The 14,405-nt window shown below is 70.1% G+C and carries 10 protein-coding genes; 3 read left to right on the top strand and 7 right to left on the bottom strand.

Annotated elements, in window-relative coordinates:
• A complete protein-coding gene (locus tag VED21_RS17760) occupies nucleotides 1-186 on the top strand; it encodes a hypothetical protein (protein WP_324884398.1) in 186 nt (61 codons plus the stop codon).
• 7 nt (nucleotides 187-193) lie between these two features.
• Here VED21_RS17760 and VED21_RS17755 read toward each other — a convergent pair whose 3' ends face one another.
• Nucleotides 194-1,195, bottom strand: coding sequence for an aldo/keto reductase (locus VED21_RS17755; RefSeq protein ID WP_324884396.1), 1,002 nt, complete (start codon nucleotides 1,193-1,195; stop codon nucleotides 194-196).
• 102 nt (nucleotides 1,196-1,297) lie between these two features.
• Between VED21_RS17755 and VED21_RS17750 the strand changes: the two genes are divergently transcribed.
• On the top strand, nucleotides 1,298-2,251 hold the full coding sequence (locus VED21_RS17750) for a LysR family transcriptional regulator (protein WP_324884394.1): 954 nt from the start codon (nucleotides 1,298-1,300) through the stop codon (nucleotides 2,249-2,251).
• 694 nt (nucleotides 2,252-2,945) lie between these two features.
• Nucleotides 2,946-4,259, top strand: a complete 1,314-nt coding sequence (locus VED21_RS17745) for a replication initiation protein (protein WP_324884392.1) — start codon at nucleotides 2,946-2,948, stop codon at nucleotides 4,257-4,259.
• Between the two features lie 51 nt (nucleotides 4,260-4,310).
• Here the strand turns inward: VED21_RS17745 and VED21_RS17740 are convergent, their stop codons facing one another.
• From VED21_RS17740 to VED21_RS17715, 6 genes are all read right to left on the bottom strand, one after another.
• Nucleotides 4,311-5,930, bottom strand: coding sequence for a GMC family oxidoreductase (locus VED21_RS17740; RefSeq protein ID WP_324884390.1), 1,620 nt, complete (start codon nucleotides 5,928-5,930; stop codon nucleotides 4,311-4,313).
• A gap of 15 nt (nucleotides 5,931-5,945) precedes the next feature.
• Nucleotides 5,946-7,376: an NAD-dependent succinate-semialdehyde dehydrogenase gene (locus VED21_RS17735; protein ID WP_324884388.1), complete on the bottom strand. Its 1,431-nt coding sequence runs from the start codon at nucleotides 7,374-7,376 to the stop codon at nucleotides 5,946-5,948.
• Between the two features lie 40 nt (nucleotides 7,377-7,416).
• The gene (locus VED21_RS17730) at nucleotides 7,417-9,840 is read right to left on the bottom strand and encodes an efflux RND transporter permease subunit (protein WP_324884386.1); all 2,424 of its coding nucleotides are present in this window, start codon (nucleotides 9,838-9,840) and stop codon (nucleotides 7,417-7,419) included.
• A gap of 16 nt (nucleotides 9,841-9,856) precedes the next feature.
• Nucleotides 9,857-10,981 (bottom strand): WD40/YVTN/BNR-like repeat-containing protein, encoded by a 1,125-nt coding sequence (locus tag VED21_RS17725; protein ID WP_324884384.1) that lies wholly within the window; start codon nucleotides 10,979-10,981, stop codon nucleotides 9,857-9,859.
• Between the two features lie 76 nt (nucleotides 10,982-11,057).
• Nucleotides 11,058-12,410, bottom strand: coding sequence for a DUF1329 domain-containing protein (locus VED21_RS17720; RefSeq protein ID WP_324884382.1), 1,353 nt, complete (start codon nucleotides 12,408-12,410; stop codon nucleotides 11,058-11,060).
• Between the two features lie 14 nt (nucleotides 12,411-12,424).
• Nucleotides 12,425-14,278, bottom strand: coding sequence for a DUF1302 domain-containing protein (locus VED21_RS17715; RefSeq protein ID WP_324884381.1), 1,854 nt, complete (start codon nucleotides 14,276-14,278; stop codon nucleotides 12,425-12,427).
• Nucleotides 14,279-14,405: the final 127 nt, after the last annotated feature.

Below are 14,405 nucleotides of genomic sequence, written 5' to 3'. Positions count from 1 at the left end.
ATGCAGGACCTGCTGGTGATCCCGATCGTCGCCGCCGCCTTCGCCTGGGTGGCGTGGACCCTGCTGCTGCCGGCCGGGGTGCGCGACCGCCTGCGCCGCCGCGCCGGCCGCCCGGCGCCGCCGGCCACGGGGTGCGGCGGCTGTACGGGGTGCTGCGGGGACGGCGAGCGCCGCCCCCCGCGTTGACGGGCACTTACCCCCGCGGCCTCTCGCTGTCCATGTGGGCGAGCTGTGCGGCGGGATAGCGCTCCCCGGCCGCCGCACCCTTCGGCACGGCGCTGTCCAGGGCCGCGAGGTCGGCGTTGGACAGCGTCAGGTCCAGCGCCCCCAGCGCCTCCGCCAGGCGGTCGCGGCGGCGCGCGCCGACCAGCGGGACGATGTCGCGGCCGCGCGCCAGCACCCAGGCGATGGCCACCTGCGCCACCGACGCCCCCATCCCCTCCGCCACCGCGCGCAGCCGTTCGACCAGTTCCAGGTTGTGCTCCAGGTTCTCGCCCTGGAAGCGCGGGCTCACGCTGCGGAAATCCTTGCCGGTGTCGCGGTCCTTCGACCAGTGGCCGCTGATCAGGCCGCGCGACAGCACGCCGTAAGCGGTGACGCCGATGCCCAGTTCGCGGCAGGTCGGCAGGATCTCGTCCTCGATGCCGCGGGAAATCAGCGAGTATTCGATCTGCAGGTCGCTGATCGGGTGCACGGCGTGAGCGCGGCGGATGGTGTCCGCCCCCACCTCCGACAGGCCGATGTGGCGGATATAGCCGGCCTTCACCATGTCGGCCATGGCGCCGATGGTCTCCTCGATCGGCACCGCCGGGTCCAGGCGGGCCGGGCGGTAGACGTCGATGTGGTCGACACCCAGCCTCTGCAGCGAATAGGCGAGGAAGTTCCGGACCGCGGCCGGGCGCGAGTCGTAGCCGGCCCAGCCGCGGTCCGGGTCGCGCAGCGCGCCGAACTTCACGCTGATCAGCGCGCGGTCGCGGTCGCGGCCCTGCAGCGCCTCACGGATCAGCATCTCGTTGTGGCCCATGCCGTAGAAGTCGCCGGTGTCCAGCAGCGTGATGCCGGCCTCGAGGGCCGCGTGGATGGTGGCGATGCTCTCGGCCCGGTCGGCCGGGCCGTAGAAGTCCGACATCCCCATGCAGCCGAGCCCGATGGCCGAAACCTCCGGCCCGGTGGTGCCGAGCGTGCGCTGTTCCATGTCCTGTCCCTCCTGACTGTCTTGCGTGCCGCAACCATAGGCCCGCTCCCCGCCGTGCGATAAGCTGGACAATCCCGCACACGCTGTTCGCCGGAGTGAACAATGAGCGACCTTGACCTGCGCGACCTCGATCTGCGCGATCTGGCGGCCTTCGCCGCCGTCGCCCGGCACGGGAACTTCCGCCGCGCCGCCCTGGAACAGCGCGTGTCGGTGTCGAGTCTCAGCCAGCGCCTGCGCGACCTGGAGGAGCGGCTGGGCGTGCGCCTGTTCAACCGCACCACGCGCAGCGTCGCCCTGACCCAGGCCGGCGAGCAGCTTCTGCAGCGCGTCGCCCCGGCCCTGCGCGAGGTGGCCGACGCGCTGGCCCACGTGCGGGGGCTGCAGGGGGAGCCGTCGGGCCGGCTGCGCATCAACGCCCCGGCGCCGGCCGTGCAGCTGGTGCTGGCGCCCATGGTGGCGCCGTTCCTGCTGCAGCACCCGAAGATCGAGATGGAAATCGCGGTCGAGCCATCGCTGATCGACATCGTCGCCGACGGCTTCGACGCTGGCGTGCGCTATGAGGAGACGCTGGCGCAGGACATGATCGCCGTGCCGCTGGGCCCGCCGGAGCGCTACGTCGTCGTCGCCTCCCCAGCGCTCCTGGCGGCGCACGGCGTGCCGGAGCGGCCGGAGGACCTGCTGGACCGCCCGGCCATCCTGACCCGCTTCCCCAGCGGCTACACCCCGCCCTGGGAGTTCGAGAAGGACGGGCGCGCCGTGCGCCTCACCCCGCCGGCCCGGCTGGTGGCCATGAACACGGACCTGCAGCTGCAGGCGGCCGTCGGCGGCCTGGGCTTCCTGACGACGTTCGAGGGCTTCGCCCGGCCGTTCATCGAACGCGGGCTGCTGGTCGCCGTGCTGGACGACTGGTGCCAGCCGTTTCCGGGGCCGTTCCTCTACTACCCCAGCCGCCGTCAACCGCCGCCGGCCCTGGCCGCGTTCGTCGCCTTCGTCGCGCGGTGGCGCCGGGAACGGGCGGCGGGGAGCCCGCCATCCTTACCGCCTGGGGGCGCGTGACTCCGCGGGAATCCTGAATCCTTACGTCCTGGGGGCGCGGTGGACCGCCCATCCTTACCGCTTGGGGGCACACACCCCTGCATCCTTACCGCGTGGGGGCGTTGCGGCGCGTCCATCCTTACGGCTTGGGGGCGTCACGCCGGGCGAACGCCGTTCGCGGCGACTCCGGCGCGACTCCGGCGGTGTCACGGCGAATCAGCGGGCTGGTCTGCGCCCTGTATCCTTACCGCTCGGGGGCGGTTCGGGCACGGCCGGCGCCCCCAAGCGGTAAGGATGGGAGTCTGCAGAGGCCGGCCGGGGCCGTGTGCCCCCAAGCGGTAAGGATCGAAGGGTGTCCGATTCGCGGCCCAAGGGGTGATTCGGCGCTGGGCCACCCGGTCCGCTCTCCGGCCGGCGCCTCTGCGGACCACCCGCAAAACCCCCTCGAAAACCGCTTTTGGAGTCTGTTCCGATTCAAAAAAGATTCAGGGACGCGCAAATCCAGGCGGGATCGCGAGTCGGAAGGAATCATCCTTACCAATTGGGGGAGGCACGCTTACCGGACGGGGGCGCCACGCCCACGCCCCAGGGCGTAAGGGTCTCTCCCCCACGCGGTAAGGATGCGGATTCCTCGCTGAACAAAACCTTTCCTTACTTGTTTCCGGTGTAAGGATTGGACTAGCTTACCCCGTTCATCGCGACGTAAGGGTGGTTCATGCCGGCGGCACGGCGCAAGACGAAGAAGGAGGCAGCGGCGGCGACCGGCGGCGAGGTCGTCGTGATGACTCCTGACGAGCTGACCGGCGTCACCGTCATCGACGCGGAGCCGGACGGGGCTGCGCCCGCCACGCCGTCCCTGCCCGCCGTCACCGAGGAAGCCTCGCTGGGCCTCACCGCCCGCGTGGCCGGCGCCACGTTCGAGCGCGAGGGCTACCGCCACCTGATCAAGGCGGCGGAGGCGGTGTACAGCTATCCCGCCAACGGGGCGCGGCTGTCGCTGCCGGCGCAGAAGATGCTGAACTTCATGATCCACCTGGCCGGCAGCCAGAACTTCGCCAACAAGCTCTACCGGCTGCCCAAACGCGTGGTGCGCGGCAACCACAAGGGCAACGAGCGCATTTTCGACGCGCTGAAGGAGATCTTCGATTCCAGCCTGGTGGTGATCGGCCCCTTCCGCGGCCGCCGGTCGCGCGCCGAGTTGCGCATCCTGTCCAGCTACGTCCGCCCGGAGGAGGAGGAGGACAGCGACGCCGCCGATATCCACTTCCAGTTCACCGACGCCTTCCTGGAGATCCAGCGCACCTCGCAGCTGTGGGCCAAGCTGTCCGGCCCGGCGATGGTCAAGGTCACCAGCACCTACGCGCTGAAGCTCTACGAGATCGGCATGCAGCGCTACCAGATGGACTACCCGTCGCTGGAGCTGGACATCGACACGCTGCGCAAGCTGCTGAACGTGCCGGAGGGGGCCTACAAGGACTTCGGCATCCTGCGCACCCGCACCATCGACCGCGCCATTGCCGAGGTGAACCAGCTCGCCCCCTTCCGCGTCTCCATGCCCGAGGAGAAGATGAAGCGCCGTGGCCGCAAGGTGGAGGCGGTGACGCTGGAATTCTCCGCCAAGGACGAGGAGGAGGCGGCCGAGACCTTCCTGGAGCGCGAGCGCCACAGCGCCGGCCGCCGCGCCCGCCGTTCCGGCACGGTGGAGAAGCTGACGGCGCCGGAGACGACGGAAGCGGCCGATCCCGGCCCGCTGCCCGACGCCGACGACGTGAACGCGCTGTGGGCGGCGGCGCTGCACGCGCTGAAGGGCAAGGTGCCGGCCCCGCTGCTGAAGGACCTTGAGCCGCTGCGCGTGGAGGACGCACCGCAGGGCGTGCGCCGGCTGGTGCTGCAGGCGCGCACCGCGGCGGCGGCGGACATGGCGGGCATGAACCACTGGCCGACGTTCAAGTCGGCACTGGCCTCCCTGACCAACGGCCTGATCGGCGACGTCGCCTTCGAGAAGCCGGCCCGCGCCCCCAAGAAGTAAGGATGGGCGAGAAGGCCCCTCCCCCAGCCCCGCCAGGGGAGGGCTTTATGGTCACGCCATCGCCATCATGTCGGCCAGGATCAGGTCGGACGCCTTTTCGCCGATCATGGCGCTGGGGGCCTGGGTGTTGCCGCTGACCAGCGTCGGCATGATCGAGGCATCCGCCACGCGCAGGCCCTCCACGCCGCGCACGCGCAGGCTGGCGTCGACGACGGAGCGTTCGTCCCCGCCCATGCGGCAGGTGCCGACGGGGTGGTAGATCGTGTCGGCCCGCGCCCGGATCAGCGCGCGCAGGGTCGCGTCGTCCTCGGTGCTGGTGTCGTACAGCGGCTTGGCGGGGATCTTCGCGAACGATGGCGCCGCCAGGATGCGGTGGACGAGGCGCACGCCGTTCACCAGCGTGTCCAGGTCGGCCGGCGCGCTGAGGTAGCGCGGGTCGATCAGCGGCGCGTCCATGGCGCTGGGGCCGGCGAGGCGCACGGTGCCGCGGCTTTCCGGCCGCAGGCCGCAGACGTGCACGGAGAAGCCGCGGCTGTAGTGCCGCTTGCGGCCGTGGTCGTCCACCGGGCTGATGCAGACGTGCAGCTGCAGGTCCGGCCGGTCGAGGTCCGGCCGGCTCTTCAGGAAGCCGCCGGCCTCGGAGATGTTGCTGGTCAGCAGGCCGCGCCGCTCCTTCTTGTAGCGGCGGATGGCGCCGAGGAACTGGAGCACGAAGCCCGGCGTCACGCCGATCAGGTCGCGCGAGGTGGCAAGGCGCGCCACCGTGTAGTCCAGGTGGTCCTGCAGGTTTCCGCCGACGTCCGGCGAATCGTGCAGCACATCGATGCCGTGCCCGCGCAGATGCTCCGCCGGCCCGATGCCGGAGCACATCAGCAACTGCGGGGAACCGAAGGCGCCGGCCGACAGCACCACCTCCCGCCGGACCTGCAGCGTGCGCTCGCCATCCGGGGTGCGCACCACCACGCCGGTGGCGCGCTTACCCTGGAAGGTCAGGCGCAGGGTCTGCGTCTCGGCCAGGATGGTCAGGTTGTGGCGCTCCCGGCTCTCCAGGTAGGCACGCGACGCGTTCCAGCGCTCGCCGCCCTTCTCGAACACCTGGTAGAGGCCGACACCTTCCTGCGTGGGGCCGTTGAAGTCGGGGTTGGCGGGGAAGCCGGCCTCCTCCGCCGCGCGGACGAACAGGCGGGAGAAGGGGCTGGGGTCCACCGGGTCGGCGACGTTCAGCGGGCCGCCGGTGCCGTGCAGGGCGTCGCCGCCGCGCTCGTTGTTTTCCGACCGCTTGAAGCAGGGAAGCACGTCGTCCCAGCCCCAGCCGGTGCAGCCGGCCGCGGCCCAGGAATCGTAATCCTCCTTCTGGCCGCGGATGTAGACCATGGCATTGATCAGGCTGCTGCCGCCCACGCCGCGCCCGCGCGGCTGGTAGCCGCAGCGCCCGCCCAGCTCCGCCTGCGGCACGGTGCGGAAGGCGTAGTTGCGCTCCGACCGGCGGGGCACGGTGGCGGCGATGCCGAAGGGGGTGTGCACCACCGCCGGATGGCTGCCGGGGCCGCTCTCCAGCAGCGCTACGGAGAGGTCGGGGCGCGCGTCGGCGAGGCGCGATGCCACGGCGCAGCCGGCCGGGCCGGCGCCGACGACGATGACGTCGAATGTGTCGGTCGTGGTATCGGTCATGGGGTCCGGTCCCGCTCAGTCCAGTTGGGTGATCAGCTTGGTATTCAGGTAGCCGTCGAAGGTCTCCGCCCCGCCCTCGCTGCCATAGCCGCTGTCCTTGATGCCGCCGAACGGCGTTTCGGGCGTGGCCATGCCGACGTGGTTGATGTTGACCATGCCGGACTCCAGCGCGTGCGAGACGGCCTGCGCGGTCTTCGACGATCCGGTGAAGGCGAAGGCGGCGAGGCCGTAGGGCAGCGCGTTGGCGCGCGCGACCACTTCGTCGAACGTCGCGAAAGGGGTGACGGCGGCGATGGGGCCGAACGGCTCCTCCACCATCAGCTTGGCGTCGTCCGGCAGGTCGGTCACCACGGTGGGGGCGAAGAAATTGCCGGTGTTGCCGATGCGCTCCCCACCCGCGACGATGCGGCCGCCGCGCGCGCGGGCGTCGGCGACGAAGCCCTCCATCGCCTCGACCCGGCGGCGGTGCAGCAGCGGGCCCATCTTGACGCCGTCCTCCAGGCCGTTGCCGACCTTCATGCTGCCGAACACGCCGGCGAACACCTGCAGGAAGCGCGCGTAGCTCTTCTCCTGCACGTAGAAGCGGGTGGGCGACACGCACATCTGGCCGGCGTTGATCGTCTTGATGTGCGCCATCATGCCGGCGGCGCGGTCGACCTCCGCGTCGTCGAAGACGATCACCGGGGCGTGGCCGCCCAGCTCCATGGTCGCGCGCTTCATGTGCTGGCCGGCGAGGGCGGCGATGTGCTTGCCCACGGGGACCGAGCCGGTGAAGGACACCTTGCGCACGATGGGGGAGGCGATCAGGTGTTCCGACACCTCGGCCGGGACGCCCCAGACGATGTTCAGGCAGCCCGGCGGCAGGCCGGCGTCGTGGAACAGGCGGGCCAGCGCCACGACGGCCGACGGCGCGTCCTCCGGCCCCTTCAGCACCATGGTGCAGCCGGCACCGATGGCCGCGCAGATCTTGCGGATCGCCTGGTTGAAGGGGAAGTTCCACGGCGTGAAGGCGGCGCACACGCCCACCGGCTCCCGCACCACCATCTGGCGGATGTTGGGCGCTTTGGCCGGGATGACGCGGCCGTAGATGCGCCGGCATTCCTCGGCGTGCCAGTCAGCGTGGTCGGCGCAGCCCATCACCTCGCCCACCGCCTCGGCCAGCGGCTTGCCCTGGTCCAGCGTGATGTTGCGGGCGATGTCCCGGGCGCGCTCGCGCGTCAGCTCGGCCACGTGGCGCAGGATCTTGCTGCGCTCCGTGGGGGCGGAATGGCGCCACGTGGCGAAGGCGCGCTCGGCCGCCGCCAGGGCGCGGTCCAGGTCGGCGCGGGTGGCGTGGGGCAGCGTGCCGATCACCTCGCCGGTGGCGGGATTGACCACCGGCTGCTCCGTCCGGCCGTCACCGCGCAGCCACTCGCCATCGATATAGAGTGCCAGATCCTCGTACATGCTCGGGTCCTCGTCGGGGAAATTCGGTCAGCGGCCGGCGTCAGCCCTGGTGCACGGGCACGGGGCGCTTGTGCGCGGCCGGGGCGTTGCGGCGCAGTTCGGGCATCAGGAGGGTGATGAGGGCGGGGATCATCACCACGGCCCCCACCATGTTCCACAGGAACATGAAGGTCAGCAGCAGCCCCATGTCCGCCTGGAACTTGATGGAGGAGAAGGTCCAGGTCATGACGCCCAGCGCCAGCGTGACGCCGGTGACGGCGACCGCCGAGCCGGTGGTCTTCAACGTCTCTAGGTACGCCTCGCGCAGGCGCAGCCCCTGCTCCAGGTACTGTTCCAGGCGGTTGTAGATGTAGATGCCGTAGTCGACGCCGATGCCGACACCCAGCGCCACCACGGGCAGGGTCGCCACTTTCACGCCCACGCCCAGGCGCGCCATGATCGCCTCGCACAGCATGGAGGTGATGAACAGTGGCACCATCAGCGCCACGGTGACGCGCCAGGACTTGAACTCCCACAACACCAGAAGCGCCACGATGCCGTAGACCAGCACCAGCATGAAGGCTTCCGCCTCCTTGATGACGGTGTTGGTCGCCGCCTCGATGCCGGCGTTGCCGGCGGCCAGCAGGAATTCCACGCCGTCGCCGTTGTTCTCCTTGGCGAAGGACTCCACCGCGGCGACGACGCGCGACAGCGTCTCCGCCTTGTGGTCGGCCAGGAACAGCAGGACCGGCAGCATCGAGCAGTCGGTGTTGTAGAAGTCGGCCGGCACGCGCTTGTGCGCGGCGTTGGAGATGAAGCGGTTGCGCGTGACGGCGTACCAGCGCAGGTCGCCGCCGTTGGTGCCGGCGATGGCGCGCTTCATCGGCCCGAACAGCGAGCTGGTGGCCTCCACGCCGCCCACGTTCTCCATGCGCCACTGGAACTGGTCCACCTTGGCCGCCACGGGGTAGGATCCGCACTCGCCCGCCGGGGTCTTCACGATGACGGCGAAGACGTCCGGGCTGGTGGAGTAGTTGCGCAGGAAGAACTGGACGTCCTGGTTGTAGCGGCTGTCCAGCCGCAGCTCCGGCGCGCCGGGATCCAAGTCGCCGATCTTCAGATCGCGGCTCTGCCAGTAGGCGACGGCCAGCAGCGCCAGCCCACAGGCGACACCGCCGGCCGCCCAGCGCGGCTCGGCGAAGCGCGACAGGACGCGGGCGAGCGCCTGGCGTTCCGGCCGCATGCGGGCGCGGTAATGCTCGACCGCGCGGGGGGCGGTGCCGGCGTAGGACATGATGATGGGCAGCAGGAACATCTTGGTGACGATGATCACCGCCACGCCGACGCTGGCGTTGATGGCCAGTTCCTGGATCACGCCGATGTCGATGACCATCAGCGTGGAGAAGCCCACCGCGTCGCACACCAGCGCGATGGTGCCGGGGATGAACAGCAGCCGGAAGGTGGCCTTTGCTGCGTCCATCACCGGGCGGCCCTGCGCGCGCTCCGCCGCCATGGTGTTGATGTTCTGCACCGCGTGGCTGACGCCGATGGCGAAGGTGAGGAACGGCACCAGCACGGAATAGGGGTCGAGCCCCAGGCCCAGCAAATCGAGAATGCCCAGCTGCCAGACCACCGCCAGCGAGCAGCAGAACAGCGTGGACAGCGTGCCCCGCCAGCAGCGCGAGTACCAGTAGAGCAGGACGGCGGTCAGCACGAAGGTCAGCGCGAAGAAGGCGGCGATGTCGACGATGCCGTCGATCAGGTCGCCGACGATCTTGGCGAAGCCGGTGATGTGGATGCGCACAGTGTCGCTCTGGTACTTGTCGCGCACCAGGGTTTCCAGGCGCTGGGCGAACAGGCCGTAGTCCAGCTTCTCGCCCGTCTGCGGGTCCACCTCCAGCAACGGCGCCAGCACGGCGGCCGAGCGGTGGTCGGACGCGACGAGGCTGCCGATGCGGTTGGATCGGACGACGTTCGTCCTTACTTCACGCACCTTCTCCGGCGATCCGTCGAAGGTCGCGGGGATGACGGTGCCGCTGCGCAGCCCGTCCTCCGTCACCTCGTACCACTGGACGTTGGAGGTCCACAGCGACTGCAGGTTCCCGCGGTCCACGCCGGGGATGTAGAACACCTCGTCGGTGATCTTCTTCAGCGTTTCCAGGAAGGCGGGGTCGTAGATGTCGCCCTTCGTGTTCTCGACGGCGATGCGCACGAGGTTGTTGAGCGGGCGCAGCTGCGATTCGTAGGCGAGGTAGTTGGCCACGTACGGATGCCGCGCCGGCACCATCTTCTCGAAGCTGGCGGTGGGCCGCAGCTGCACCGCGTGCCACGCCAGGAAGACGGAGACGATGGCGAAGACGATCAGCACCGGGATGCGGTGCCCGAACAGCCGTCTCTCGATCACCGCCTCGATCGAGCGCACGCCCTTGTGATGGTCGAGGTCGACGTCGCGCAGCGCGCCGGCCGGCTTGTGCTTCTTGCTCATGATGATGTGGTCGTCCTTACGCCGCCGTTGCGGCGACGCGCGCGCCGCCCATGCCCACGAGGATCCATTTGCCGTCGCTCAGGCCCGCCACGCCCGTCACCGCCATAGCGGCCGGCCGGCCGTGCGCCCGGAACGTCCGGCCGCCGTCGTCGCTGACGAAGCCGGCGCCGGCCTGATCGACCAGCAGCAGCGCCGTGCCCAGCATGGCGGAGCCGACCAGGGAGCGCGGGGTGGGCGGCGGCAGCGCCTGCCAGTTCTGCCCGTCCTCACAGCGGAAGACCTTGCCGCCGAAGCCGAAGGCCAGCAGCGCCTCCGCCCCGCCGTCGCCCGGCAGCGCCCGCACGCCGTAGATCTGCGCCTGGGTGCCGAGGTCGTGGGTTTCCCAATGCTCGCCGCCGTCGGTGGAGCGGTAGACGCGCCCGCCTTCGCCGGCGATCAGCAGCGCGCCCGACGGGGCCGGCGCGATGGCGTTGAAGTGCAGGCCGTCCAGGTTGTCGGTGGCGCGGCCCAGCGACTGCCAGTTCCGCCCGCCGTCGCGGGTGCGGAAGATCTGGCCGTAGGAGCCGACGGCGAAGCCCGTCGCCTCGTCGCGGAACCACACGCCGAGCAGCGGGCGCGACGGGCCGAATTCGGCCCCGGCCACGGCGTCCTCGGCGGCCATCTCTGCCGCTTCCAAAGCGGCCTTGTCGGCGTTGGGGTCGGCGCGCAGGGCGTCCACGCGCTGCTTGGCGTCGGCCAGCATCAGCGTGTTGGCCTGGTTGCCGTCGAACTGCCGGGTCCAGCTCGCACCACCGTCGGCGCTGTGCAGCACCACGCCGTCGTGGCCGACGGCCCAGCCCGTTTTCGCTGTGGGGAAATGCACGGCGGTGAGCGTCACCGACACGGGCACGGCGGCCTGCCGCCACGTCGACCCCTGGTCGTCGGAGGTGACGATGATCCCGCGCTCGCCCACCGCCACCACGCGCGTCCCGGCCAGCGTGACGCCCAGCAGCAGTGCGCGCGCCGCGCGGTCGGATTTGAAGGCGGGGGTGTCCAGCAGGTCCTTGCCGGCGCGGGCCGCCGAAGGCGCGGCGACCGCCGCCGCGAACCCGGCCAGGAGAGCGCGCCGGGACAGACGAGAAGAGGTGAAGGAACGGTCCATACGGGACTCCCGGACGCACGGGCGCCGTCGGCGGGCCTCCCCGGAAGGAAGCCCGCCGCGCGATGCCCGCGTGTCGTCAGTTGCTGATGCGGCGCAGGGAGTCCGGCGAGAACCGGCTCAGCTCGTAGTTCATGCCGTACTTTGTCGGCTTCTCCTCGTTGGTCAGCTGGTGGACGAGGTAGCGCCGTGCCTGCAGGTCGTACTGCACGTTGCCGGCGTAGTGCGGCATGACCTGATCGTAGTCCTGGATCAGGAAGAACTCGTGCACGCGCCACAGCTCGCCGCGGCCGTCGTACTGGTCCTTGTGCGCGATGATCCAGGAATCCTCGTCGATGAAGAAATCGCGCTTGGCGTACAGGTGCCGGAAGCCCGACTTCACCGTCGCCTGCACCACCCACACGCGGTGCAGCTCATAACGGACGAGGTCCTGGTCGACGTGGCCTTCCTTGATGATGCTGCCGTACTTCAAGCCCTTGTCGGTGAGCTTGTAGTTGTTGTACGGGATGATCATTTCCTTCTTGCCGACCAGCTTCCAGTCGAAGCGGTCGGGGGCGCCGTTGAACCCGTCGTAGTCGTCCATGGTGCGCAGGCCGTCGGTGCCGGTACCCGGGCTGTCGTACGACACGGACGGGGCGCGCAGCACGCGCCGCTGGCCGGGATTGTAGGTCCAGGCGAGGCGCGATTCCTTCACCTGGTCCAGCGGGTCGTGCGACAGGATGGCCTCGCCCGCGATGCTGGAGGGTGCCGTGACGAGGTTCAGGTAGTAGGACAGGCGGTTGGGCTCCGGGTTGCCCAGCTCGCTGGCGCGCGCGTACCATTCCGTGCGGCGCAGCGGCGTGAAGTTGCCGTTGGTGTGGACCGGGAACTCCGTGCCGTAGCGCTGATAGGTGCCGCCGCGGTAATGCATGATGTGGTTCCAGATCGGCTCCACACCCGCCTTCGGCATCGGGAACGGCACGGCGGTGGCGCTGATGTTCTGCACGCCGTTGCCGCCCTCGGCCAGCTTGGCCGCACCCGCCTCGGCCTTGATGACGTCGTATTCCTTCTGCGGCAGTGCTGCGCTGCGGCGCGTCGGGTAGACCTTCATCTTGTAGGTCGGGTAGCGCTTCAACAGCGCGATCTGGCCCGGCGCCAGCTTGTCCTTGTACTGGTCGGCGTTGGCGCCGGTGATGACGTAGAGCGGCTGGTCGGCGGCGAAGGGATCGACGAAGCCCTTGGCCGGGTCGTGGCCGGCCGGCGGCTTGGTCAGGCCGCCGGTCCAGGCCGGGATGCTGCCGTCCTTGTTGCCGGCCGTTTCGGCGCCGACGGGGGTGAGGTCCTTGCCCAGGCGGGCCAGGTCCTGCGGCGACATCTCGGCATGGGCCGAACCGGCGGCGAGGACGATGAGGGACGCGAGGACGGGCGCCTTGAGGGTCGCGGTGTGCGGCATTGCTCGTCGTCTCCTTAGAAGGTCATGCCGACCACAAGCGCCACGAAGTCGCGATCGCGCTGGGGATCGTACTTGGCCTTGTGGTTGTAGGTGCTGTAGGTCAGGTCGGCGTAGTAGCGCTGCAGCAGGTCGGCGCGGACGCCGAAGCCGACGTTGACGCGGTCCTTGACGAAGGTGCCGTCCGGCGACACGCCGTCGACGTCCCAGGCGATGGACAGGCGCGGCGTCAGGTTCACGCCGGCGAACACGTCGGGGTAGGTCAGCGACAGCTGGGTGCGCAGGCCCCAGGAGTTCGAGGTGGCGAAGCCGTCCGGCGCGCAGTAGTCGGCCATGGTGGTGCCGCAGGGCGTGGTGGCGCTGGCGGCGCGGCCGTACAGCGTGGAGCGGCCGTAGCGCGTGGACGTGTTCGGGTCGCCGATGCCGTTCCAGTGCTGGAACGCCACCTCGCCCAGGAAGCGGAAGGTTTCCGCACCGGCCACGTTGGCGAAGGTCTTGATGGTGGAGAGCTGGATCTGCGTCTTGTCCTTGCGGTCGTAGCCGCGGATGACGCTGCCCAGCGGCAGGCCCTTCAGGTAGGCCAGCGGACCCACGCCGCTGACCACGCCGCCGGCGAGGTCGCTGGTGTTGATCTGCACCGGCACGTCCTTCGACAGGCTGACCTCGGCCCCGACGCTCCAGCCGCCGATCTCGGTGGCGGCGCTGGCGCCGTAGACTTTGATGCGTTCGGCCGAGAAGTCCTCGAAGTACTGCGCCGGGCTGGTCGGCAGGCCGTAGAGCGAGCCGCGGATGGTGGTGGGCGAGCGCTTCAGGCTGAAGATCGGCGTGCGCGCGTGGTATTGGGCGTAGTAGACGCCGAAGTCGGTGCCGATGGCCGAAGCGAAGTAGCGGCCGGCGAGGCCGAACTGCCCGCCGTTGCTGGGCTTGTCGCGGCCGGCGTTGCTGATGCGGCCATTGAGGCCGCGCAGCGCCGGCAGGCCGGAATAGCCCAGGCGGTCGCCGTTCGGGGCCGGCACCATGTTGGTCCCGACGTCCGAGCAGTTCAGCATGTCGGTGGTGCCCCAGAAGGTGCCGCAGCCCTCGAACGTCGAGTGGCGCCACGCCAGCTGGTAGAAGGCCTCGGCGCTGAAGCCGCCGCCCAGGCCGACGTTGACCGACACCTGCGGGACGGGGAGCAGGATCTCCTTGATCTGCGCGCCGGGGCGGCGCGCGGCGCTGCCGTCGACGATGTTGTACTGGTTGACGCCGGAGATGAAGAGGCTCTCGCCCCAGTTCACCACGTGGTTGCCGGCCTTGAACGACACCGTGCGCTCGCCCGGCAGGTCGAAGCCGCCGAAGACGTAGGCGTCGAGCAGGGCCGCACCCTTGAACTTCGACAGCGGGTAGAAGTCGCTGTCGTTCAGCGTGGCGCCCGGGCGGTAGCCGTTGGCCGAGTGGCCGAAGTCCACGCCGTTGTGCTCGGGGATGGCGTCGTACCACGCCTTGCCGCGGACGAAGGCGCCGAAGCCGTCCTTGGCCACCTGCACCTCGCCCAGGACCTTGCCGATGGCCGAGTAGAAGTCGCCGGCCTTGTAGTTCAGGTCGCCGTCGTCGACGGTGGTGCCGTCGCCCCGGCCGCCGTTGCCGCGCGCGACCAGCAGCGGGTCAGGGTTGCGGGTACGCAGCGCCGTGCCGAACGACAGGTCGATGAGGGTCTTCGCCTCCCACCCGCCGCCGAGTTCGAAGGATTCGGCATGCGCCGGCCCGGACAGGCCCAGCGTGCCCGCCACGCCCAGCGCGGAGCCGAGCAGCAGGCCCGCCGTCAGCTGACATGCTTTGCGCCGCACCGTGCCGTGGTTCGCCGCGCCCGCCCGTTCAAATGTCTTTCTCACCAGAGACCTCCTTGCGTTTCCTCGCCTGTGTCATCGCGTCGCGTTTCTTGGGCGGCGGCGTGTCGGCCCGGCCGGGCGGCCGGCGCGCGGACGGGCATGACGGGCCGCCGTTCCTTGGGACGGACGA

It is taken from the genome of Azospirillum sp., from assembly GCF_035627195.1.
GTDB lineage: Bacteria > Pseudomonadota > Alphaproteobacteria > Azospirillales > Azospirillaceae > Azospirillum.
This window is presented reverse-complemented; position numbering and strand designations above follow the sequence as displayed.